The organism is Pararhodobacter oceanensis, assembly GCF_003076755.1.
GTDB classification, from domain to species: Bacteria; Pseudomonadota; Alphaproteobacteria; order Rhodobacterales; family Rhodobacteraceae; genus Pararhodobacter; species Pararhodobacter oceanensis.
Genome location: NZ_QDKM01000003.1, coordinates 367,748 through 387,381 on the forward strand (window position 1 = coordinate 367,748; position 19,634 = coordinate 387,381).

A 19,634-nucleotide genomic window follows, 5' to 3' on the forward strand; every position below is an offset into this window, starting at 1 on the left:
TTTGCAGCGCGTGCTTCTGCCGCGACCTCTCCGCCTAGGCACCGCAACCGTTAACGCTTTGCTAACCAGTTATCCCCAAGACTTGCGCCAACAGGCGGGGATCGGGAATGCTGGCACGCGCACGCACGGTGGCTTTTGACGGGATCGAGGCGCGGATCGTCGAGGCGCAATGCGTGCTCAGCCCCGGCCTGCCCAGTTTCAATGTCGTCGGCCTGCCCGACAAAGCCGTCTCCGAGGCCCGCGAACGGGTGCGCGCGGCGCTCTCATCTTTGTCGATCGCGCTGCCGCCGCGGCGCATCACCGTCAACCTTTCGCCCGCCGATCTGCCCAAGGGCGGCTCGCATTTCGACCTGCCGATTGCGCTCTCGCTACTCGCCGCGCTCGGCATCATCCCCGCCGAGGATCTGGCAAATGCGGTATCGCTGGGCGAATTGTCGCTCGACGGCACTTTGGTCGCGGTGGTCGGCGCCCTGCCTGCCGCGATGGCCGCCGCCAGCGAGGATTGCGCGTTAATCTGCCCGAAACCCTGCGGTGCCGAGGCCGCGTGGGTCGGCGATGCGCAGGTCTTCGCCCCCGCGACATTGACCGAAGCGATCCGCCATTTCACCGATCAGGCGCCCTTGCCCCGCGCCACCCCCGGCGAGGTCGCGCCAAACACCGCCCTGCGCGATCTGCGCGATGTCAAAGGGCAGGAACGTGCCAAACGCGCCCTGGAGATCGCGGCGGCGGGGCGGCATCACATGCTGCTCATCGGCTCGCCGGGCTCGGGTAAATCCATGTTGGCGGCACGGCTGCCCGGGATCATGCCACCGCTGTCGCCCGCCGAGGCGCTGGAAACCTCGATGATCCATTCGCTGGCCGGATTGCTGGATGAAGGCGGTATCTCGCGCAGCCGTCCATTTCGCGAACCGCATCATACTGCCTCGGTGGCGGCGATTGTCGGGGGCGGGCGCGGCGCCAAACCCGGCGAGATCAGCCTCGCGCATAACGGCGTGTTGTTCATGGATGAGTTCCCCGAATATCCGCGCTCGGTGCTGGAAACCCTGCGCCAGCCGATCGAGACCGGCGAAGTCGTGGTTGCGCGTGCCAATGCCCACACCCGCTATCCCTGCCGTTTCCTGCTGATCGCCGCCGCCAACCCCTGCCGCTGCGGCTATCTGGCCGAACCCGAGCGCGCTTGCGCACGCGTGCCCCACTGCGGCGAAGATTATCTGGGGCGGATATCCGGCCCGTTGATGGACCGTTTCGATCTGCGCCTCGAGGTGCCGCCGGTGGCCTGGTCCGATCTCGATCTGCCGGCGAATGGTGAAACCTCTGCCGAGATCGCCGCACGGGTGGTCACCGCGCGGGCGACGCAAGCGCAACGCTTCGCGCCGCATGCCGAGGTGCGGGTGAATGCCGATGCCGAGGGCGCGCTGCTGGAAGAGATCGCCGCGCCGGACGCCGAGGGTCGCGCCCTGCTCGCCCGCGTCGCCGAGCGCATGGGGCTGACCGCGCGCGGCTATCACCGTGTTTTGCGGGTAGCGCGCACGATTGCCGATCTCGATGCCAGCGACGGGGTGCGCGCGGTGCATATCGCCGAGGCGGTCAGCTACCGGTTGACGATTGGGCCAGACACGCACGAATGAATCCGGCGGTATCCGCCAAGGTCTCGCGCGCCTCGGGCAGGTAATTGTGGAACAGCGGCCAGAGATGCGGCAGATCGCCGACAATGCGGATTTCCGCATCCGGCAAGCGGTTGCGCATGCGCAGCGTGTCATCGCGCAGGATCTCGGTCTCGGCTGCATAAAGCTGCACCGGCGGTGGCGCAGGAAAGCTGGCGTGCAGCGGCGAGAGCCGCGTATCGGCGGCGCCCTGCGCATTGGCGCGGCCGAGAATGGCGGCGCGAATTTCGGTCAACCGCCGCGCCGGCAGCATATGTTCAAAGGCGGCGTTGGTCACCAAAGAGGCGCCGGAATAGGTCAGATCGGTCCAGGGCGAAAACGCGAAAGCGCCCGCGGGTTGAACGCCTTGGTTGAGCAGATGCGCCAGCAGCGCCAGCCCCAGGCCACCGCCCGCCGCACCGCCACCGATGATGATCTGATGCGGCGCATAGCCCATCTCCAATAGCCCGTCGAAGGCCGCCAAAGCATCCTCGAAGGCGGCGGGAGAGGGATGTTCCGGGGCCAGCCGGTAGCGCGGCAGAAACACCCGCGCGCCGGATTTTCGGGCCAGAACCGAGACCATCGCGGCGTCACATTCTGGGCGGCCAAGAATGTAGAAACCGCCATGAAAATACAACATAACGCTGCCGGAATCGGGGCGGTTGCTGACCCAGAGACCGTCGACACCGCCGACCGTGCCGGTGAGCGTGGCGGTAAAGGGCGCCATGCGAAAGGCGCGGGCTGCGCGGCGGTCGAGTTTGGAGCGAAGGGCCGGAAGGCTGCGCGCATGTGTCAGGTCGCGGCGGATCGCGAAATGCGCCGCCGCTTTGACCATACCCGCCCGCCAGTTCATTTCGCCTGCAACCGCGCTTCGATCCGGTCCCAGATCATTCCGGCAACATTGATGCCGTCGAAGCGTTCGAGTTCCTGAATGCCGGTGGGCGAGGTCAGGTTGATCTCGGTCAGCCAGTCGCCAATCACGTCGATGCCGACAAACACCTGACCTTTTTCGCGCAAGAGCGGGCCGATGCGCGCGCAGATCTCGCGGTCGCGGTCGGTCAATTCGACCTTCTCGGGACGTCCGCCGACATGCATATTTGACCGCGTCTCACCCGGTGCCGGCACGCGGTTGATCGCGCCCACCGGCTCACCATCGACCAGAATCACCCGTTTGTCGCCCTTGGAGACCGCGGGCAGGAATTTCTGCACGATCAGCGGCTCGCGTGACATGCTGCTGAACAATTCATGCAACGAGGCGAGATTGCGGTCATTGGGATCGAGCCGGAACACCCCCGCGCCGCCATTGCCATAGAGCGGCTTGAGAATGATATCGCCGTGCTGGTCTTTGAAGCGGCGGATATCCTCGAGCCTGCGGGCGATCATCGTTGGGGGCGTCAGATCCCGAAACTCCAGCACCAGCAGTTTCTCGGGGTAGTTGCGCACCCAGAAGGGATCATTCACCACCAGCGTCGTGTCGCGCAGCATGTCGAGGATATGCGTGGTGGTGATATAGGACATATCGAACGGCGGATCCTGCCGCAGCCAGACGACATCGACCTCGGCCAGATCCAGCGTCACCTCGTCGCCGCGATGCGCATGGTTGCCCAGCTCGCGTTGCACCCGTAACGGCCAGGCCCGTGCCAATACGCGGCCTTCGTCAAAAGTCAGACGGTCGGGGGTGTAATAGAACAGCTCATAGCCGCGCGCCTGCGCCTCTTCGGCAAGGCGAAAAGAACTGTCGGCATTGATATCCACCGCATCGATCGGGTCCATCTGAAATGCGATTTTGAGCGCCATGCCAACTCCTGCGGTTCTAAGGGGGGTATTCCCGTATCCCTAGATGGCGCAGGCCGGCGAAAGTTTCAATCGCTGGCGGTCACCCAACCAGCGCATTCTCGACGATCTGGATGCGTCCCTGCCCGTCGACCAGCGCCACATCAAAGCGCGCCAGCGTGTTCAACCCGTTTTTGCATTGGCCCAGAAACTCCGAAGCCGCATCAAACAGCCGCTGGATTTGCCGCTGGGTCAGCCGTTCCGCGGCGCGGGCGTGGTCGCGGCTCTTTTTCACTTCGACAAAAACGAACCCCTCGCCGTCTTGGGCGATCAGATCGATTTCGCCGCCCTGCCCACGCCAGCGATGGGCGGTGACCGGAAAGCCGCGCCGCTCGTAGTCGCGCGCCACTTGTGCTTCGGCCGAAAGACCTGCGTGATAGGAAGTTGCTCCGCTCATTCGTCTTTCCCTTCCCTCAGGGCCAAGGCCCGTTGATAGACCGCGCGCCGCTTCAAGCCGGTTTCGGCGGTGACCATATCCACCGCCTCGCGCAGGCTTGCCACTTCGAGCGCGCGGCTCAGCGCATCATCCAGATCCACAGCCTCGCCCGCGCCCTCAGCCTCGCGCCCGACCAGAAGCACAATCTCGCCCTTCAGCGCGCGCCCCTCGATCGCGGCCGCGACCTCGGCGACGGTGCCGCGCACCACCTCCTCGAAACGCTTGGTCAACTCACGACATAGGGCACAGTCGCGCTCGGCCCCAAGAGTCTCGGCGATTTCTGTTAACAAACGGTGAACACGCTTCGGCGATTCGTAGAACGCCAGTGTCGCCGGGATCTGCGCCGCTTCCGCAAGGAACCTCTTGCGCGCCGCGCCCTGCGACGGGGCGAACCCCATAAAGCAAAACCGGTCGGTCGGCAGCCCGCCCACCGCCAGCGCCGCCAGCACCGCCGAGGCGCCCGGAGCCGCAACCACCGAATGCCCCTGATCTATCGCCGTGCGCGCCAGTTGAAAGCCGGGATCCGAGATCAGCGGCGTGCCCGCCTCGGGCGCAAAAGCCACGGATTTCCCCTCGGCCAGCGCCGCCATCAGACGGGGCCGCATCTGCCCGCCGTTATGGTCGTGATAGGCCAGCAGGGGCCGCCCCTCGAGCCTGATACCGTGGATCTCCATCAACCGGCGCAGGCTGCGGGTGTCCTCGGCGGCGAGCACATCGGCGCCGGCCAGAATATCCAGCGTGCGCAGGGTGATATCCCGCGCCGTGCCGATCGGCGTGGCGACCAGATGCAGCCCCGGCGGCACGCGGCGCGGGCTGGGCTCGAAACTGCGCTCGGAGACGATCTCGGGGCCATCTTCGGGATGGTCGGGTTCTTGCTCATGGGTCATAGGCAGGTCAGTGACACGTTTACTTCGCCGGGTCGAATCCTTAGTGTGACGCAAAACGACCCCTGCTACCACACTCTGCATTCAGACGAGGAGCTCGATGCCAGTCGAACCCACCCCCACCCGCCGCCGCCCTTCTCGCCTGTCCCGCATCAGCCGTCGCGGCGCACTGGCTCTTGCCGGTCTGTTGACGCTTGGCGCCTGTGTGTCCTCGGGGATCAGCGGGTTGGCGCAGCGCATCAATCCCAATGCGCCGGTGCAAGTGGCGCTTTTGGTGCCCAGCGGGTCGGCGGATGCGGGCAATACGATCCTCGCCGAAAGCCTTGAGAATGCAGCACGATTGGCGGTTTCGGACCTGTCGGGCGTGGAGATTGATCTGCGGGTCTATAGCACGCAGGGCGATCCCGCGGTGGCCGCACAGGTGGCCCGCGAAGCGGTCGATCGCGGCGCGCAGATCATCCTCGGGCCGGTGCGCAGCGCCGAGGCCAATGCCGTCGGCACCGCGGTGGCCAGCTCGGGCGTTAATGTGCTGAGCTTCTCGAACAATCCGGCGATTGCGGGCAATAATGTCTTCGTGCTTGGCCTGACGCCGGACAATGCCGCGCGGCGGATTTTTGAATATGCCGCGCGCAATGATCGCGGGCAGGTACTGGTGGTTGGCGAGCAGACCACCGCCGGTCAATTGGTGCTGGCGGCAGTCAACCGCGCGCAATCGGGCACCGGCGCCACCATTGCCGCGACCGCCACCTATGAATTTTCGCAGCAAGGCATTGTGAATGCGCTGCCCGAGATCGCCGATGCCGCGCGTTCGTCGGGGGCGCAATCGGTGCTGTTCACCGCCGATAGCGCCGGTGCCCTGCCGATCCTCGCGCAGCTTTTGCCTGACAACCGCATTTCGCATCCGCGTTTCCAGTTCATGGGCATCACCCAGTGGAATATCCCGCCGGCGACGCTGCAGCTCTCGGGGCTGCAAAACGGCTGGTTCACCCTGCCCGACCCTTCGCTGGTTGCGCAATTCGAGGCGCGTTTCACCCAAGCCTACGGCGAAGCGCCGCATCCGATTGCCGGTCTCGCCTATGACGGGATCGCGGCGATTGGCGCGCTCTTGGGCACCGGTTCTGCCGATGCGCTGTCACGGGCCGCGCTGACCCAAGGTTCGGGGTTTGTCGGCGTCAACGGGATCTTTCGCCTGATGCCCGATGGCACCAATCAGCGCGGGCTGGCGCTGGCGACGATCCGCGACAATGCGGTGGTGATCCTCGAACCCGCGCCGAGCAGCTTTGTCGGCTCGGGCTCGTAAGCGCGCGCTATGCGGCTGACCGGCGCGCGGACCGGCATGCGGACTGGCGGGGCAAGCGATGCGGTCGCTGATGGGGGTGCAACCGGCGCCGAGGCAACCGATGAGGCAGTTGATCATGGGTTAACTGATGGGGCGCAGGCTGCATCTGCCGCCCCTCAGAAGCCTTCCGAGCAGCAGGCAGAACAGCATTTACCGCCGCCCGAGGCGCGCATCTATGTGCAGCCGCCCCTGCCCGATGATCCGCTGATCTGCGACCCACTGCATATCTGCGATATCGAGGCGCTGGATAATGCGCTGCTTGCCGGTCTCGCCGATCTGGATGACGCCCGCGATATCCGCGCCTTCACCGTCCAAACCCTGCTGGCCGCGCTCAAACAGGGCAATGCGGTGCTGAAATCCGCCCTCGCCGCCGCGCCGCGGGATGCGCGGTCGTTTGTGCGCGCGCAGACATGGCTGACCGATGTGGTGGTCACCGCCGCGTTGAATGTGGCGCAGCGCAACCTGCATCCGAATCACGCGCTCACCGAGGGGCAGCGCATGGCAGTGGTCGCGGTCGGCGGTTATGGGCGCGCCGAGATGGCGCCCTGTTCGGATATCGATCTGCTGTTTTTGACCCCCTATAAGGTCACCGGCTGGGTCGAAAGCGTGATCGAAAGCACGCTCTATATCCTCTGGGATCTGAAGCTGAAGATCGGCCATTCCAGCCGCACCATTGACGATTGCCTGCGCTTGGGCCGCGAGGATTACACGATCCGCACCTCGCTGATGGAGCAGCGGTTTCTGACCGGCAATGAATTGCTGGCGCAGGAGCTGAAAACCCGCCTGTGGAAAGAGCTCTTCGCCGATACCGTGCCCGAGTTTGTCGAGGCCAAGCTCAACGAGCGCGACGCGCGGCACCGCAAACAGGGCGGCCAGCGCTATATGCTGGAGCCGAATATCAAAGAGGGCAAGGGCGGGCTGCGCGACCTGCAAACCCTCTATTGGATCGCGAAATATATCTACGGCGTTGATAAGGCGATTGAGCTGGTCGATGAGGGGTATTTCACCGAGGCCGAATACACCAGTTTTCGCGCCGCCGAGACTTTCGTCTGGGCGGTGCGCTGCCATATGCATCATCTGACCGGACGCGCCACCGACCAGCTGACCTTTGACATCCAGCCCGAGGTTGCCGAGCGGATGCAGTTTCTGGATCACGGCGGGCGCCGCGCGGTCGAGCATTTCATGCAGGCCTATTTCCGCCACGCGACACAGGTTGGCGAGCTGACCCGCGTGTTTCTGGCCGGTCTGGAAGCGCGGCATGTCAAAAAGGCGCCGGGTCTGTTCCGACTGCTGCGGCGGCGCAAGAAGGTCAAAGCGGATTACCGCGTTGATATGAACCGGCTGAGCATTGTCGATCCCGAGGCGTTTCTCGCCGATCCGGTGAATATGCTGCGGATATTCGAGGAAGGGCTGCGCACCGGCTTGTTGATCCACCCCGATGCGCTGCGCCTCGTCGCCGCAAATCTCGACCGGTTCGATGGCGAGGTGCGCGAGGATGCGGAGGCGGTGAAAATCTTCCTTGGCATGCTGCTGAAACACGGCAACCCCGAGCGGGCGCTGCGGCGGATGAACGAGCTCGGTGTGCTCTCGGCGTTTATCCCCGAGTTCGAGCCGATCGTGGCGATGATGCAGTTCAACGTCTACCATCATTACACCGTCGACGAGCACACCATCCAGTGCATCAGCACGCTGGCGCAGATCGAGCGCGGCGAGTTGGTCGAGGAACTGCCGATTGCCTCGGGGATCCTTGAGAAGGGCGTGAACCGCAAGGTGCTTTATGTGGCGTTATTGCTGCATGATATTGGCAAGGGACGGCCCGAGGATCACTCGGTTCTCGGCGCGCAGATCGCCCGCCGTGTGGCGCCGCGCCTGCGGCTGAACGGCAAGGAGTCAGAGACCGTCGAATGGTTGGTGCGGCATCATCTGTTGATGTCGGATGTGGCGCAGAAACGCGATATCGGCGACCCGCGCACGGTGCGCGATTTTGCCAAGGCGGTGAAAAGCAAAGAGCGGCTGGACCTGCTGACGGTGCTGACCGTCTGCGACATTCGCGGCGTCGGGCCGGGGACGTGGAACAACTGGAAAGCGATGCTGCTGCGCCAGCTTTACAGCGACACGGCGACGGCGCTGGAAAAGGGCGTCGAGGCGCTGAGCCGCTCGCACCGCGAGGATGAGGCGAAACGCGCGCTGCGCGAGGCGCTGGCGGACTGGCCACGCACTGACCTGCGCAAGGAGACCTCGCGCCATTACGGCCCCTATTGGCAAGGGCTGCCGACCGAGACCCATATCATTTTTGCGCAGATGCTGCGTGATCTCGGCGATGATGAAATCCGCGTCGATATGCATCTCGACGAGGGCCGCGACGCCACTCGCGCCGCCTTTGTGCTGGCCGATCATCCGGGGATATTCTCAAGGCTGGCGGGGGCTTTGGCGCTGGTTGGCGCGAATATCGTCGATGCGCGCACCTATACCTCGAAAGACGGCTATGCGACCGCTGTCTTTTGGGTGCAGGACGCCGAGGGCCACCCCTATGAGGCCGAGCGCCTGCCACGGATGCGCAAGATGATCGCGCGCACCTTTGCCGGTGATATCGTCGCCACCGAGGCGCTGAAGTCCCGCGACAAGGTGAAGAAACGCGAGCGGCAATTCCGCGTGCCGACCAATATCGCCTTTGATAACGAGGGGTCGGAGATCTATACGATCATCGAGGTCGACACCCGCGACCGGCCCGGCTTGCTTTATGATCTGACCCGCACCCTGTCGGCAAACGGGATTTATATTGCCAGCGCGGTGATCGCGACCTACGGGGTGCAGGTGGTCGATACATTTTACGTCAAGGATATGTTCGGGTTGAAACTGCACAGTAAAACGCGGCTGGAAACGCTGGAGCGCAAGCTGCGCGAGGCGATTGATGCGGGCGCCAAACGGGCCTCCGAGGAATGACCGGAGGGGTAACCGGGGGATGACACCGATCCGTTTGATGCGCAGTTTCGCCACCGTCGGCGGCTGGACGCTGGGCAGCCGTGTGCTGGGCTTTGTGCGCGACATCATGATTGCGCGGTTTCTGGGGGCGGGGGCGGCCTCGGATGCGTTTTTTGTCGCCTTCTCGCTGCCCAATATGTTCCGCCGGTTCTTTGCCGAGGGTGCGTTTAACGCGGCCTTTGTGCCGATGTTCACCAAGAAGCTGGAGCAGGACCGCGCCGAGGGGCTGAACGAGGCCGAGGATTTCGCCCGCGATGCGTTTTGGCTGATGGCCAGTTTCCTGTTGGGCTTTACCTGTCTGGCGCTGGCCTTCATGCCGGCGCTGGTCTGGATCATGGCCGCCGGTTTCACCGCCGATGCGCGGTTTGATCTGGCGGTGTTCTACGGGCGCATTGCCTTTCCCTATATCCTGCTGATCTCATTGACCGCGTTAATGTCGGGGATGCTGAACGCCAGCGGACGCTTTGCCGCCGCTGCCGCCGCGCCTGCCTTGCTGAATGTGGCGTTTATCGCCGGTCTGGCCTTGGGCGCGTGGCAGGGCTGGCCGATCGGCACGGTGCTGGCCTGGTCGGTGCCGGTGGGCGGCGTCGCGCAGATGGTGGTGGTCTTCGCGGCGATCAAACGCGCGGGCTACTCGCTGCGCATCCGGCTGCCGCGGCTGACGCCGGACCTCAAGCGGATGCTGGTGATTGCCGTGCCCGCGGTGCTGGCGGGCGGCGTGGTGCAGATCAATCTGGTGGTCGGGCGGCAGGTGGCCTCCTTCACCGAGAACGCGATTTCATGGCTGTCTTACGCCGACCGGCTCTATCAACTGCCGCTTGGCGTGGTCGGGATTGCGGTGGGCGTGGTGCTGCTGCCGGAACTGGCGCGGCGGTTGCGCACCGGCGAGCCCGAGGGCGCGCGCGCGGCCTTCAGCCGTGGCATGGAGTTTGCGCTGGCGCTGACCGTCCCCGCCGCCGTGGCGCTGGTGGTGATTGCCGAGCCGTTGATTTCAGTGCTGTTCCAGCGCGGGGCGTTCAGCGCAGAAGACAGCGCCGCCACCGCCATGGCCTTGGCGATTTATGGCGTCGGTCTGCCCGCTTTCGTGCTGCATAAGGTGCTGCAACCGCTGTATTTCGCGCGCGAGGACACCAAAACGCCGTTTCGCTATGCGCTGGTCTCGATGGTGGTCAATGCCGCGATTGCCATCGGCTTGATGCCCTTCATCGGCTTTCTCGCCGCCGCTTTGGGCACCACTTTGGCGGGCTGGGCGATGGTCTGGCAGCTCTGGCGCGGGGCGCGCAGCATGGGCGATGCGGCCCGCCCCGACGCGCGGCTGTTTGACCGGCTGTGGCGGATCATTCTGGCGAGCGTGATCATGGGCGCTGTGCTCTGGCTGGCCGCGCTCGGGCTGGAGGACGCACTGCAGGGCACATGGCGCTCACTGGCGCTTCTGGCACTGGTGATGATCGGCGGCGTGGCCTATTTCGGCGCGGGCGCGCTGGTCGGGGCGTTTGGCCTTGCCGATTTCAAATCCGCCATGCGGCGCGGTAGTTGAGCAGACGCAGGAACCCGCGCTGTTTGGCGCACTCCTACTTTGCAATCGCGCGGTAGCCGTAGATCAGGATCACGGCCCCGATCAGTCCGGCAATCAGATAACCGAGCACGCCCGAGAAATTTACGCCCACCAACCCGAACAGGAAGCTGGCAACAGCGGCGCCGACAATCCCGAGGATAATGTTGAGGAAAATTCCGGTGTTGGAGTTCATGAAGTTCGAGGCGATCCAGCCTGCCAAACCGCCGATGATGATTGCTCCGATCCAACCCATGTCGCGCTCCTTGTTGATGAAACCATAGAGTACACCAACCGCCGCACGACGCAAAAGGTTCCGCAGCGCAATCCGCAGGTCTAGCGGCGAATACGCGCGCGCAGCCGTCGCCAGCTACCCGGACCCAGCACCCAGGCCGAAAGGCCGTAGCCGATCACGAAGGCGGCGAGTTCGGCGACCCAGCCGGGACCGGTCTCGGCCAGCAGGCCAAAGCCCAATCGCGCGGCCAGCAGAATGCCGATCATCGCGAAAGCACGACGCTGGCGGGTGCCGTCGCCCTCGGCCTCATGCCATCTGAGCCAGGTGAACCCGCCGACCAGCGCAAAGGCCATCGGCATCGCGCCAAAGAGCCAGCCCTGCGCATTCTCGCCCACTGCCAGCCCGAAACAGATCGCGCCAAGGATCGGGGTCAGAAGCGCCAGCAGCAGAAACCGGACCGCGCCAAAAGCATCGCCCAGAGCCTTGCCCAAAGCGGCGACCAGCACCGCGCCAAACAGCGCATGCATCGGCGTGCCATGGATGAAGCTGAATGTGCCGTAGCGCAGCAGATGCATACCCGGAAAGGCGCGGTTTTCGAGCATCCAGTTCTGCACCGCGCTGGAAAAGCCGAAGCGCTGGATCACCTCGATCCGCCAGCCAATCGCCTGCGGCCCGCCGATGAACCCGGCGCTGGCCGCCCAGAGCACCGCCTCGACCCCGAGGATCGCGATCAACAGCAGCCAGACCGCGCCCGGCAGCGGGTTCAGCGGCGAGGCGTTGAGATCGGCCAGAGGGTCGGCGTCGCCCTGGTCGTGTAGGTCTTTGGTCATCACGGCTCCTGCTCTTGGTTCGGTTGACGCCCCCGCCTGCCAGCGATAAGCGAGGAGCTAGGATTTTTCCACGTATTTTCCACGCAATTTCCACTGCGGAGAGCCTTTCCCATGGCCGAGACCCAAACAGCCCCCTCCAATGCGAAGTTCAAGCCGCGGGTGTTTTCCGGCATCCAGCCTTCGGGCGGGCTGACCTTGGGCAACTACCTGGGCGCAATCAAACGCTTTGTGGATATGCAAGACAGCGGTATCGAGACGCTTTACTGCATGGTCGATATGCATGCGATCACCGTTTGGCAGGACCCCGAGGCGCTGCGCCGCCAGACCCGCGAATTGGCGGCGGGCTATCTGGCGGCGGGGCTTGATCCGGCAAAATCGATCCTGTTCAACCAAAGTCAGGTCTCGGCGCATGCGGAATTGGGCTGGGTGTTCAACTGCGTGGCGCGGATGGGCTGGATGAACCGGATGACCCAGTGGAAGGACAAGACCACCGGCAAGAACGCTGAACAGGCCTCGCTGGGGCTGTTCGCCTATCCCTCGCTGATGGCCGCCGATATTCTGGTCTATCACGCGACGCATGTGCCGGTGGGCGAGGATCAAAAGCAACATGTGGAACTGACCCGCGACATCGCGGCGAAGTTCAACCATGACTATAAGGTCGATTTCTTTCCGATCACCGAGCCGGTGATCGAAGGCGCTGCAACGCGCGTGATGAGCCTGCGCGACGGCAGCAAGAAGATGTCGAAATCCGACCCTTCGGACAACTCGCGGATCAATCTGACCGATGACGCCGATAAGATTGCCTCGAAAATTCGCAAGGCAAAAACCGATGCCGAGCCGCTGCCCGAGAGCATGGAAGGGCTGGACGCACGGCCCGAGGCGAAGAATCTGGTGAATATCTATGCGGCGCTCTCGGGGATGAGCAAAGAGGCAGTGCTGGGCGAATTCGCCGGGCAGGGGTTTGGCGCGTTCAAACCGAAGCTGGCGGATCTGGCGGTGGCGTCATTGGCGCCGATCTCGGTGGAGATGGGGCGGTTGATGGAAGACCCGGCCGAGATCGACCGGATCTTGGGTGCCGGCGCCGACCGCGCGGCGGCAATCGCCGAGCCGGTATTGGCGCAGACGCTGGATATTGTCGGCATGATCCGCTCGCGGCGCTGACCTGCTGTTAGGCCGCTTTGGGGGGCATCGAGCCCCCGCGCAGCGGGCGCGTTTACACGCGCAAGGGGCGCTGCCCCCTCGGCCTGCGGCCTCACCCCCGGGATATTTATCGACAGATGACGGTGGCTTGCGTGGCTTGTCTCGGCAGCGGCTGCGCGCCAGACTGGGCGCGTGGTCAGGTTGAAACCCCCAGTGCAGAAAGCTGATTTGCGGCGCAGGCGGGCGGCGCGGATCGAGCGTGCCGTGCTGGCGGTGATTGCGGCGCTGTCGCTCGGTTGGTCCGGGTGGTGGCTCTGGCAGGTCGCGCAATTGCCCGCCGCGACGCTATTGGTCGAGCGCGTAGGGTCAAACCTGCAGGCCGCCTATGAGCGCGATTTGCAGCGGGTGGCGACATCCGAGGCGGTGGCCGAGCGCTTGGCGGCACGACTGGACGAGGCGCCGCGCGATTGGGTGGTGATCGGCGCATTGATGGAATTGGCCGAGGTGCAGGGGCTGGAGTTGCCGCCCGAGTTGCTGGCGCGGCATCAGACACTTTACGCGCAGGACAATGGCTGGATCGCCTCGGGTCTGGGCTGTGCCGCCTGCGCCTGGGATCTGCGCGATTGCGATCTCTCTCTCGGGCTGGCTTGCGGGGTGGCGGTCAATGTCACCGTTTTGGGGGATCTGGTGGCACTGACCCGCGAGGGCGGCAATTATCTGGCCGGTCTGGAGGTCGATCAGGTCGATCTGGGCATTGCCTTTGTCGGCATTGCAGCAACCGGCCTGGTGGTGGTCACCGGCGGCACGTCTTTGGTGGTGAAGGGCGGCGCGGCACTCTTGCGGGTGGCGCATCGGACCGGACGGGTGGCGCCCGAGGTGATGGCGGTGTTTCGCCGCGCCTTCACCTTCGGCATTGATTGGGCGCGAATGCCTGCGGTGCGCGGCAGTGATGATCTGCTGCGCTTGGCGCGGCCCGAGGTGCTGCGGCCTGCGGTCCGTGTGGCGCAGGATCTGGGCCGGATGGAGGGGGTATTGGGCGCGCGGCAGACCCTGCATCTGATGCGCGCCGCTGATACGCCGACCGAGATTGCCCGGTTGAGCCGCGCCGCCGACGGGCTGGGGCCGCGCACCTTGGGCGCCTTCGAGATGCTGGGCAAATCGCGGTTCTTCCGGCTGGGGCTGCGGATGGCAGATGAGGTGATCGCGGTGATTGCCGGGCTCTTTGCCGCGCTGACCTCATTGGCTGCGCTGCTTGGGCCGCTGCTGGCGCGGCTGTTGCGCCCCGCGCTGCGTTTGGGCCTCCGCGGGGCGCTGCGTCTGGTGCTGCGTTAGATCAGCAGCACCGGCGTGCCGACCATCACCTGTTCAAAGAGTTCTTCGACGTGATGGTTGTGCAACCCGATGCAGCCGCTGGAGGCGCGGCGGCCGATTTTCTCGATATTATCGGTGCCATGAACGCGGTAGTATTGCCAGGTCAGGTTCAGCGCCCGCGTGCCCATCGGATTGAGTGGACCGGCCTCGATACGGGCGGGGAGATCGGGGTTCTCGGCGCGCATCGAGGGGGTCGGGATCCAGACCGGATTGCGGCGCTTGAGGGTGATCTCGGTATAGCCGCGGCGGGTGTAGTCTTCGCTGATCGGCACGGTGCTGGGATAGAGGCGGTAGCTGCCATCAGCGCCCCAGAAATGTAGCACCCGCGAGTCCATGTCGCAGAGGATTGCACCGCGTGCGAGCGTGTCGAAATAGGGGCGCCAGTCCTGCGCGCGAAAGCCCATCACATTGTGGCGGGTGACCTGCGGGAGGTCTTCAGCCTTGGCGCGCAGCGAGAGCGCGGGCATCGCCAGGGCGGCGGCTCCGGCGGTCAATACGGCGCGGCGGCTAATGAGTGACTGGGTCATTGTTCCTGTCCTTTTTTCAGCTCGATGGGCCAGAGCTACGCAGGTGCCACAGAAAGCGCCAGCGCGGCGCGGTCACATTGCCGCCAGACCCGCAAATCCTCGAGCAGACCGGACGCTTGGCGCGGCGTGGCGCGGGTGCTAGGCAGCGGAGACCCTGCCCCGCGCGGGTGCAATGGGCGAAACGCTGTGAGGTGCCGATGTCTGCGCAACCGATTCCTGTCACCCTGCTCACCGGCTTTCTGGGCTCGGGCAAAACCACACTGCTGAATGCGCTGCTGCGCGATCCGCAGATGGACCGGGTGGCCGTGGTGATCAATGAGTTCGGCGAGATCGGGCTGGACCATGACCTGATCGAGAGCGCCACCGAGGCGATGGTGCTGATGCGCTCGGGCTGTCTGTGTTGCGAGCTGCGCGGCGATCTGGCGCAGACGCTGGCCGGATTGCGCGACCGGCGCGAGATTGGCGAGGTCGATTTTGACCGTGTGGTGATCGAGACCACCGGTATCGCCGACCCCGGCCCGATTGTGCAGACCTTGGTGATGGACGGCGAGTTGTCCAATGATTTCATGCTCGACGGGGTGCTGGCGACGGCGGATGCGGCGACCGGCATGGCGACGCTGGACCGGCATTTCGAGGCGGTGCAGCAGATCGCGATGGCCGACCGGATCATCCTAACCAAGACCGATCTGGTGTCGCCAGAAGAGCGCGCGGCATTCGAGGCGCGGCTTGCGGCGCTCAATCCAGGGGCGCCGCAGGGCGTTGCGGTGCAGGGGGCGATTGAGCCGCGGCGTTTGTTTGGCGTGGCACCGCGGCAGAGCAGCACGCAGGCGCAGGCGCTCTCATGGGTGGCGGCGCCCGCCGCATTGCCCCGGCTGAGCGGATTGTCCGAGCGCAAAGCTTCCCCCCTGCCCCTTGCCGATACCGGCGCGCATGACGGGCGGATCACCTCGCAGGCGATCGAGATTGCCGCGCCGGTCTCGCCGATTGTCTTTGATCTTTGGCTGGATGCGCTGATGAGCGCGGCGACGGGGATTTTGCGGCTCAAGGGCGTGGTGCATGTCGACGGGATGGCGCATCCCTTCGCGCTCCACGGGGTGCAGCATATTTTCCACCCGCCGGTGCCGCTGCCGCATTGGCCCGCGGATGACAGGATCAGCCGGATCGTGGTGATCGGGCGCGATCTGCCCGAGGGCTATCTGGCCGAGAGCCTTGCGCTTTTGCAGTCACAGCCGGAAGTCACCGAGCACCGCCTATAGGCGCCCTGTGGCAGGCTGCGGGGTTATTCCGCCGCCAAATCGAACACCCCGGCGCCGGTATCGAGCGCGGCAAGCTCGGCGATGACGCCGCGCATCAGGCCCTGGAAGGCGGCGAAATCTGCCGAGGGCGCGATCTTGGCTTCATCCATATAAAGCGCGCGGTCGATCTCGATCTGCACCACATTCATGCCGGTCGAGGGCTGGCCGTAGCGCTGGGTGATATAGGCGCCGGCGAAGGGCGCATTGCGCGCCACGGTGAGGCCGGTCTTGCGCCAGATCGCCTCAACCTGATCGACGATTGCGGGGGCACAGGCGGCGCCCCAGCGGTCGCCGATGATGATCTGCGGGCGCCGCGCACCACGGGCGACATGGCCGGTCAGCGCCTCATGCGGCATCGAGTGGAAATCACAGAGCAGGACCTGCCCGAATCGCCGGTGCTGGCGCTCCAACAGGCCGGTCAGCGCAGTGTGATAGGGATGCCAATAGGCGGTGATTCGCGCCTGCGCCTCGCTGAGGGGAATTTTGCCGCGGTAGATCGCGCGCCCATTCGACACCACCCGCGCCACCACCCCCAGCCCCGAGGCCACCCGCGGGTTCAAACCGGCGCGCGGTGCGCCAAGGATCAGCGCGGGGTCCAGCTCATCAGCGTCGCGGTTGAAATCGACATAGGCGCGCGGCACCTGCGTGGTTAACAAGGGCGCCCCGAATTCGGGGGCCGAGGCCAGCAATTGATCAACAAATGCATCCTCGGACGAGCGCAAAATCAGTTCCGGCAGCTGCGCCTCGGCCAGAAATGCCGCCGGATAGACCCGCCCCGAATGCGGCGAGGCAAAGACCACAGGCGAGGTGGCGCGCAGGGGTTCTGCGATCTGGGCGGCTATCGGCATGCGGTGCTCCTTTGCGCCAGAGTATATCTATGAAAATCCATGCACACAAAGCCCTTGAACATCATCCCGATCCCTTCTATAGACCCCTTCATTGATGAAGTCAGCCTTCGGGCAATGGCCAAGTCAGGGCGCGTAGCTCAGTGGTAGAGCACTTCGTTGACATCGAAGGGGTCACAAGTTCGAACCTTGTCGTGCCCACCATTATTGTCTAGACAGGCCCCGTCCTGTTTACGCAGAATCGGGACCACCACGCCCCTCGTCGGGGGCGTTAATGTTTCAAGGCGCTCGCGCGCCGCGAAGAGGAGAAGGCCATGAAGGTCAGAAATTCGCTGCGCTCGCTCAAGCAGCGCCACCGGGATTGCCAAATCGTGCGCCGCAAAGGCCGCGTTTACGTGATCAACAAGACCCAGCGTAAGTTCAAGGCTCGTCAGGGCTGATCCGAACGATCGCGATACGCAGGGCCGCCCGGGAAACCGTGGCGGCTTTTTGCATGTCTTGCCAGTGGCGAGAGTGATGCGGTGGCGGCGGGTGGCGAATCAGCGCCCCGCCGCCACAGTCATTTCTGGGGTACGCTGGGGTGGCGAGTTGAGCTGCGTGTGAGCGGCTTTCCCAAAGAGCGCTATCGATTCCCCCGCTCCGAGCAAAGCGCAAAGGGACGCGCCCGACCCTGGGTGGGCGCTTGCACCATTTGAACGAAGTGCAGCGCCCTAAAGCATCCATGGCGTGTGGTCAGTGAATGACATCGCCAATGCGCCCTCCCATGGGGACGGTCGGGCGCGGCCCGTGGGGCCACGGGCCTGACGGGTTGAATGGCTGTGAAGTGCTTCCCGATGTTGACTTGGGACGTTCCGATTGGGATCAGGACCGAAGTCAAAGCGCAAAGGGACGAGCCCGACACTGGGTGGGCGCCTCTATCATTTGAACGATGTGATGCGCCTCGAAGCATCGATGTCGGCTGGGCTGTGAAGGGCATCGCCAGCGCGCCCTCCCCGGGGGAGGGTCGGGTGCGGCCCGTGGTTCCCACGGGCTTAAGCTTAGGCTTAGGGGCGCCCCCGCCGGAACGGGGGCACCCATTGCTTAGCGCAGCAAATCTATGACCCCCTCGGCCAGCAGCCGCGCGACGATCGCTTGGGTCAGATAGCCGGTCACCGGCATATTCGACGCCCGTTGATAGCGCCGGATCGCGCGGCGGGTGTGGTTGTTGAAATTCCCGTCCACCGGCCCCGGCTCGAGCCCCATTGCGGCCAGACGCTGCTCGATGATCTCGCGGGTGAACCGCGGCAATCTGAGCGCGGCCTCGGCGGCCTGAGCGGCCTCAATATTGGGATCGGGCACCTCGGGGGCGTTAAGCTGCCGGATGCGGGTGCGCGCCTGTTCGACAAAGGCGCCGTCGGGGAAGTCGCGGATATACTGACGGTAGGCCGGTATCCGGTCCGCCTGCCGCGCCTGATCCCAAGCCGCTCGGTCGCGGGCCTGTGCGGCGGCGCGGCGGTCGGCTTCGATCCGGTCAAGCCGCTGCTGCGCGACATTCGAGAAAATCCCGTCGGGGAAATTCTCGAGATACGAGCGCAGCCCGACCTCATCCTGCCCCGAGCCGGTATCGCGCCAGAAAGCACGGTCGCGGCGCTCTTCGGCCTGCTGGCGGGCACGCGCCTCGGCTTCAAGCTCTGCCGCCCGCTGGGCGCCCTGCTGGGCCAGCGCAAAGATCTGGTCACGGTTGAGGAAGCTGGTCCGCGCATGACCGTTATTGCCCTGCCATGAGGCGATGGCGGCGCGGGTGCCGCTGCCGAAAATCCCGTCGATGCCGCGCGGCTCATAGCCAAGGATGGTCAGATCGCGCTGGATCGCGCGGCGCTCGTTGCGCGACAGGTTCAGCGCTGCCTCGATACGCTCGGGCGTGTTTTGCAGGCTTTGTAACTCGGCGCGCGCCTGTTCGGCATAGGTGCCATTGGGATACTCGCCGAGAAACGCCTGATAGCCCTCGATCGAATGCGTCGAGACCGCCGATTCCCATGCCTGCAGTTCGAAGTCGACCACCGGTTGATGATCGGCGGGCAGGAAGGTCAGCAGATGCGGATCAAACCCCTCGAGCTGCACCGAGCCACGGCGCCGCACCAATGTGCCGATATTCACCCCGGGGGCGGCAATCGCGCGCAAAAACTCGGTGACACCGGCGCCGGAGCCGCGCACCAGCGAGACCCCCTGCGGCACCGCGACACTGCCCGGCAGGCCACTGCTGAACCCCTGCGCATTGACCTGCGGAAAGCCGTAATCGGCAATCGCCACAATCGCCCCGCCCTGACGCTGCGCGGCCAGATCCAGCAGGCGCTGCAGCCGCACGCCCTGACGCGCGACGCTATCGGGGTCCGCCGCCGTGGCCTCGGTGCCCATCAGCCAAGTGCCATATTTGGCGCTCACCACATGGCCCGAATAGACGATCACCACGCGTTCATTAGCGGGATCACCAAGCGCGCCGGACAGCTGCGTCAGCGCCGCCTCCATCGCCGGTGCCGAGAGGTCGGTCGCCAGTTCGACGCGAAAGCCCATTTCCTCGAGACGCCGCACCGATTGCAGCACGCTGCCCGCGCCCTGTGCATTGCGCACCCGGTCGTAATTCTGATTGGCAATCACCAATGCGATGCCGGTTGATGCCTGCGCCGGCAAGAGGGTCACGATCCAGAATGCCGTGGCTGTGAGAATTCGCCTAAACATGTCACCT

The 19,634-nt window shown here is 64.8% G+C and carries 17 protein-coding genes and 1 tRNA gene; 9 read left to right on the plus strand and 9 right to left on the minus strand.

Annotated elements, in window-relative coordinates:
• The first annotated feature begins 107 nt into the window (after positions 1-107).
• Positions 108-1,628 (plus strand): YifB family Mg chelatase-like AAA ATPase, encoded by a 1,521-nt coding sequence (locus DDE20_RS09280; protein ID WP_116558195.1) that lies wholly within the window; start codon positions 108-110, stop codon positions 1,626-1,628.
• Here DDE20_RS09280 and DDE20_RS09285 read toward each other — a convergent pair.
• The 4 genes from DDE20_RS09285 to rsmI form a co-directional block, all read right to left on the minus strand.
• Positions 1,588-2,496, minus strand: a complete 909-nt coding sequence (locus DDE20_RS09285) for an alpha/beta hydrolase (RefSeq protein WP_116558196.1) — start codon at positions 2,494-2,496, stop codon at positions 1,588-1,590. The genes DDE20_RS09280 and DDE20_RS09285 overlap by 41 nt on opposite strands.
• Positions 2,493-3,440: a glutathione synthase gene (gene gshB, locus DDE20_RS09290; RefSeq protein WP_116558197.1), complete on the minus strand. Its 948-nt coding sequence runs from the start codon at positions 3,438-3,440 to the stop codon at positions 2,493-2,495. The genes DDE20_RS09285 and gshB overlap by 4 nt, the downstream gene beginning before the upstream one ends.
• 79 nt (positions 3,441-3,519) lie before the next feature.
• Positions 3,520-3,873, minus strand: a complete 354-nt coding sequence (locus tag DDE20_RS09295) for a YraN family protein (protein WP_116558198.1) — start codon at positions 3,871-3,873, stop codon at positions 3,520-3,522.
• The gene (rsmI, locus tag DDE20_RS09300) at positions 3,870-4,799 is read right to left on the minus strand and encodes a 16S rRNA (cytidine(1402)-2'-O)-methyltransferase (RefSeq protein ID WP_116558199.1); all 930 of its coding nucleotides are present in this window, start codon (positions 4,797-4,799) and stop codon (positions 3,870-3,872) included. Before rsmI ends, DDE20_RS09295 begins: the two co-directional genes overlap by 4 nt.
• A 97-nt stretch (positions 4,800-4,896) precedes the next feature.
• Here rsmI and DDE20_RS09305 point away from each other — a divergent pair, with 97 nt between their 5' ends.
• The 3 genes from DDE20_RS09305 to murJ are packed head-to-tail and all read left to right on the plus strand — an operon-like array spanning position 4,897 to position 10,654.
• Positions 4,897-6,096 (plus strand): penicillin-binding protein activator, encoded by a 1,200-nt coding sequence (locus tag DDE20_RS09305; protein WP_116558200.1) that lies wholly within the window; start codon positions 4,897-4,899, stop codon positions 6,094-6,096.
• Positions 6,097-6,105: 9 nt separating this feature from the next.
• Positions 6,106-9,078 (plus strand): [protein-PII] uridylyltransferase, encoded by a 2,973-nt coding sequence (locus DDE20_RS09310; protein ID WP_240607953.1) that lies wholly within the window; start codon positions 6,106-6,108, stop codon positions 9,076-9,078.
• Between the two features lie 19 nt (positions 9,079-9,097).
• Positions 9,098-10,654, plus strand: coding sequence for a murein biosynthesis integral membrane protein MurJ (murJ, locus tag DDE20_RS09315; protein ID WP_116558201.1), 1,557 nt, complete (start codon positions 9,098-9,100; stop codon positions 10,652-10,654).
• Between the two features lie 34 nt (positions 10,655-10,688).
• On the opposite strand, the gene DDE20_RS09320 is transcribed toward murJ, so the two are convergent.
• Both DDE20_RS09320 and DDE20_RS09325 read right to left on the minus strand, forming a co-directional pair.
• Positions 10,689-10,925 (minus strand): GlsB/YeaQ/YmgE family stress response membrane protein, encoded by a 237-nt coding sequence (locus DDE20_RS09320; protein WP_116558202.1) that lies wholly within the window; start codon positions 10,923-10,925, stop codon positions 10,689-10,691.
• A gap of 80 nt (positions 10,926-11,005) precedes the next feature.
• Positions 11,006-11,734, minus strand: coding sequence for a rhomboid family intramembrane serine protease (locus DDE20_RS09325; RefSeq protein WP_116558203.1), 729 nt, complete (start codon positions 11,732-11,734; stop codon positions 11,006-11,008).
• A gap of 111 nt (positions 11,735-11,845) precedes the next feature.
• Here DDE20_RS09325 and trpS point away from each other — a divergent pair, with 111 nt between their 5' ends.
• Positions 11,846-12,895, plus strand: coding sequence for a tryptophan--tRNA ligase (trpS, locus tag DDE20_RS09330; protein WP_116558204.1), 1,050 nt, complete (start codon positions 11,846-11,848; stop codon positions 12,893-12,895).
• A gap of 192 nt (positions 12,896-13,087) precedes the next feature.
• The gene (locus DDE20_RS09335; RefSeq protein ID WP_116558205.1) at positions 13,088-14,206 is read left to right on the plus strand and encodes a hypothetical protein; all 1,119 of its coding nucleotides are present in this window, start codon (positions 13,088-13,090) and stop codon (positions 14,204-14,206) included.
• Here DDE20_RS09335 and DDE20_RS09340 read toward each other — a convergent pair.
• The gene (locus DDE20_RS09340) at positions 14,203-14,772 is read right to left on the minus strand and encodes a L,D-transpeptidase (protein ID WP_116558206.1); all 570 of its coding nucleotides are present in this window, start codon (positions 14,770-14,772) and stop codon (positions 14,203-14,205) included. The genes DDE20_RS09335 and DDE20_RS09340 overlap by 4 nt on opposite strands.
• Positions 14,773-14,969: 197 nt before the next feature.
• Here DDE20_RS09340 and DDE20_RS09345 point away from each other — a divergent pair, with 197 nt between their 5' ends.
• Complete coding sequence (locus DDE20_RS09345) at positions 14,970-16,028, plus strand: CobW family GTP-binding protein (protein ID WP_116558207.1); 1,059 nt, start codon at positions 14,970-14,972, stop codon at positions 16,026-16,028.
• A 23-nt stretch (positions 16,029-16,051) separates the two neighbouring features.
• Here DDE20_RS09345 and DDE20_RS09350 read toward each other — a convergent pair whose 3' ends face one another.
• Positions 16,052-16,915 carry an N-formylglutamate amidohydrolase gene (locus DDE20_RS09350; protein WP_116558208.1) on the minus strand — a complete coding sequence of 288 codons (864 nt, stop codon included), beginning with the start codon at positions 16,913-16,915 and terminating at the stop codon, positions 16,052-16,054.
• 126 nt (positions 16,916-17,041) lie between these two features.
• Between DDE20_RS09350 and DDE20_RS09355 the strand changes: the two genes are divergently transcribed.
• A tRNA-Val gene (locus DDE20_RS09355) sits at positions 17,042-17,116 on the plus strand.
• 110 nt (positions 17,117-17,226) lie between these two features.
• The gene (ykgO, locus tag DDE20_RS09360; protein WP_114966321.1) at positions 17,227-17,352 is read left to right on the plus strand and encodes a type B 50S ribosomal protein L36; all 126 of its coding nucleotides are present in this window, start codon (positions 17,227-17,229) and stop codon (positions 17,350-17,352) included.
• A gap of 640 nt (positions 17,353-17,992) precedes the next feature.
• Here ykgO and DDE20_RS09365 read toward each other — a convergent pair.
• Positions 17,993-19,627, minus strand: a complete 1,635-nt coding sequence (locus DDE20_RS09365) for a peptidoglycan-binding domain-containing protein (protein ID WP_116558209.1) — start codon at positions 19,625-19,627, stop codon at positions 17,993-17,995.
• Positions 19,628-19,634 lie beyond the last annotated feature (7 nt).

What these genes read in the sequence shown, in the direction of transcription:
- DDE20_RS09280 (WP_116558195.1), top strand. Translation starts at nt 108, where the DNA reads ATGCTGGCACGCGCACGCACGGTGGCTTTTGACGGGATCGAGGCGCGG.
- gshB (WP_116558197.1), bottom strand. Translation starts at nt 3,440, where the DNA reads ATGGCGCTCAAAATCGCATTTCAGATGGACCCGATCGATGCGGTGGAT.
- DDE20_RS09310 (WP_240607953.1), top strand. Translation starts at nt 6,106, where the DNA reads ATGCGGCTGACCGGCGCGCGGACCGGCATGCGGACTGGCGGGGCAAGC.
- DDE20_RS09305 (WP_116558200.1), top strand. Translation starts at nt 4,897, where the DNA reads ATGCCAGTCGAACCCACCCCCACCCGCCGCCGCCCTTCTCGCCTGTCC.
- DDE20_RS09295 (WP_116558198.1), bottom strand. Translation starts at nt 3,873, where the DNA reads ATGAGCGGAGCAACTTCCTATCACGCAGGTCTTTCGGCCGAAGCACAA.
- rsmI (WP_116558199.1), bottom strand. Translation starts at nt 4,799, where the DNA reads ATGACCCATGAGCAAGAACCCGACCATCCCGAAGATGGCCCCGAGATC.
- murJ (WP_116558201.1), top strand. Translation starts at nt 9,098, where the DNA reads ATGACACCGATCCGTTTGATGCGCAGTTTCGCCACCGTCGGCGGCTGG.
- DDE20_RS09340 (WP_116558206.1), bottom strand. Translation starts at nt 14,772, where the DNA reads ATGACCCAGTCACTCATTAGCCGCCGCGCCGTATTGACCGCCGGAGCC.
- DDE20_RS09285 (WP_116558196.1), bottom strand. Translation starts at nt 2,496, where the DNA reads ATGAACTGGCGGGCGGGTATGGTCAAAGCGGCGGCGCATTTCGCGATC.
- trpS (WP_116558204.1), top strand. Translation starts at nt 11,846, where the DNA reads ATGGCCGAGACCCAAACAGCCCCCTCCAATGCGAAGTTCAAGCCGCGG.
- DDE20_RS09320 (WP_116558202.1), bottom strand. Translation starts at nt 10,925, where the DNA reads ATGGGTTGGATCGGAGCAATCATCATCGGCGGTTTGGCAGGCTGGATC.
- ykgO (WP_114966321.1), top strand. Translation starts at nt 17,227, where the DNA reads ATGAAGGTCAGAAATTCGCTGCGCTCGCTCAAGCAGCGCCACCGGGAT.
- DDE20_RS09345 (WP_116558207.1), top strand. Translation starts at nt 14,970, where the DNA reads ATGTCTGCGCAACCGATTCCTGTCACCCTGCTCACCGGCTTTCTGGGC.
- DDE20_RS09365 (WP_116558209.1), bottom strand. Translation starts at nt 19,627, where the DNA reads ATGTTTAGGCGAATTCTCACAGCCACGGCATTCTGGATCGTGACCCTC.
- DDE20_RS09350 (WP_116558208.1), bottom strand. Translation starts at nt 16,915, where the DNA reads ATGCCGATAGCCGCCCAGATCGCAGAACCCCTGCGCGCCACCTCGCCT.
- DDE20_RS09325 (WP_116558203.1), bottom strand. Translation starts at nt 11,734, where the DNA reads ATGACCAAAGACCTACACGACCAGGGCGACGCCGACCCTCTGGCCGAT.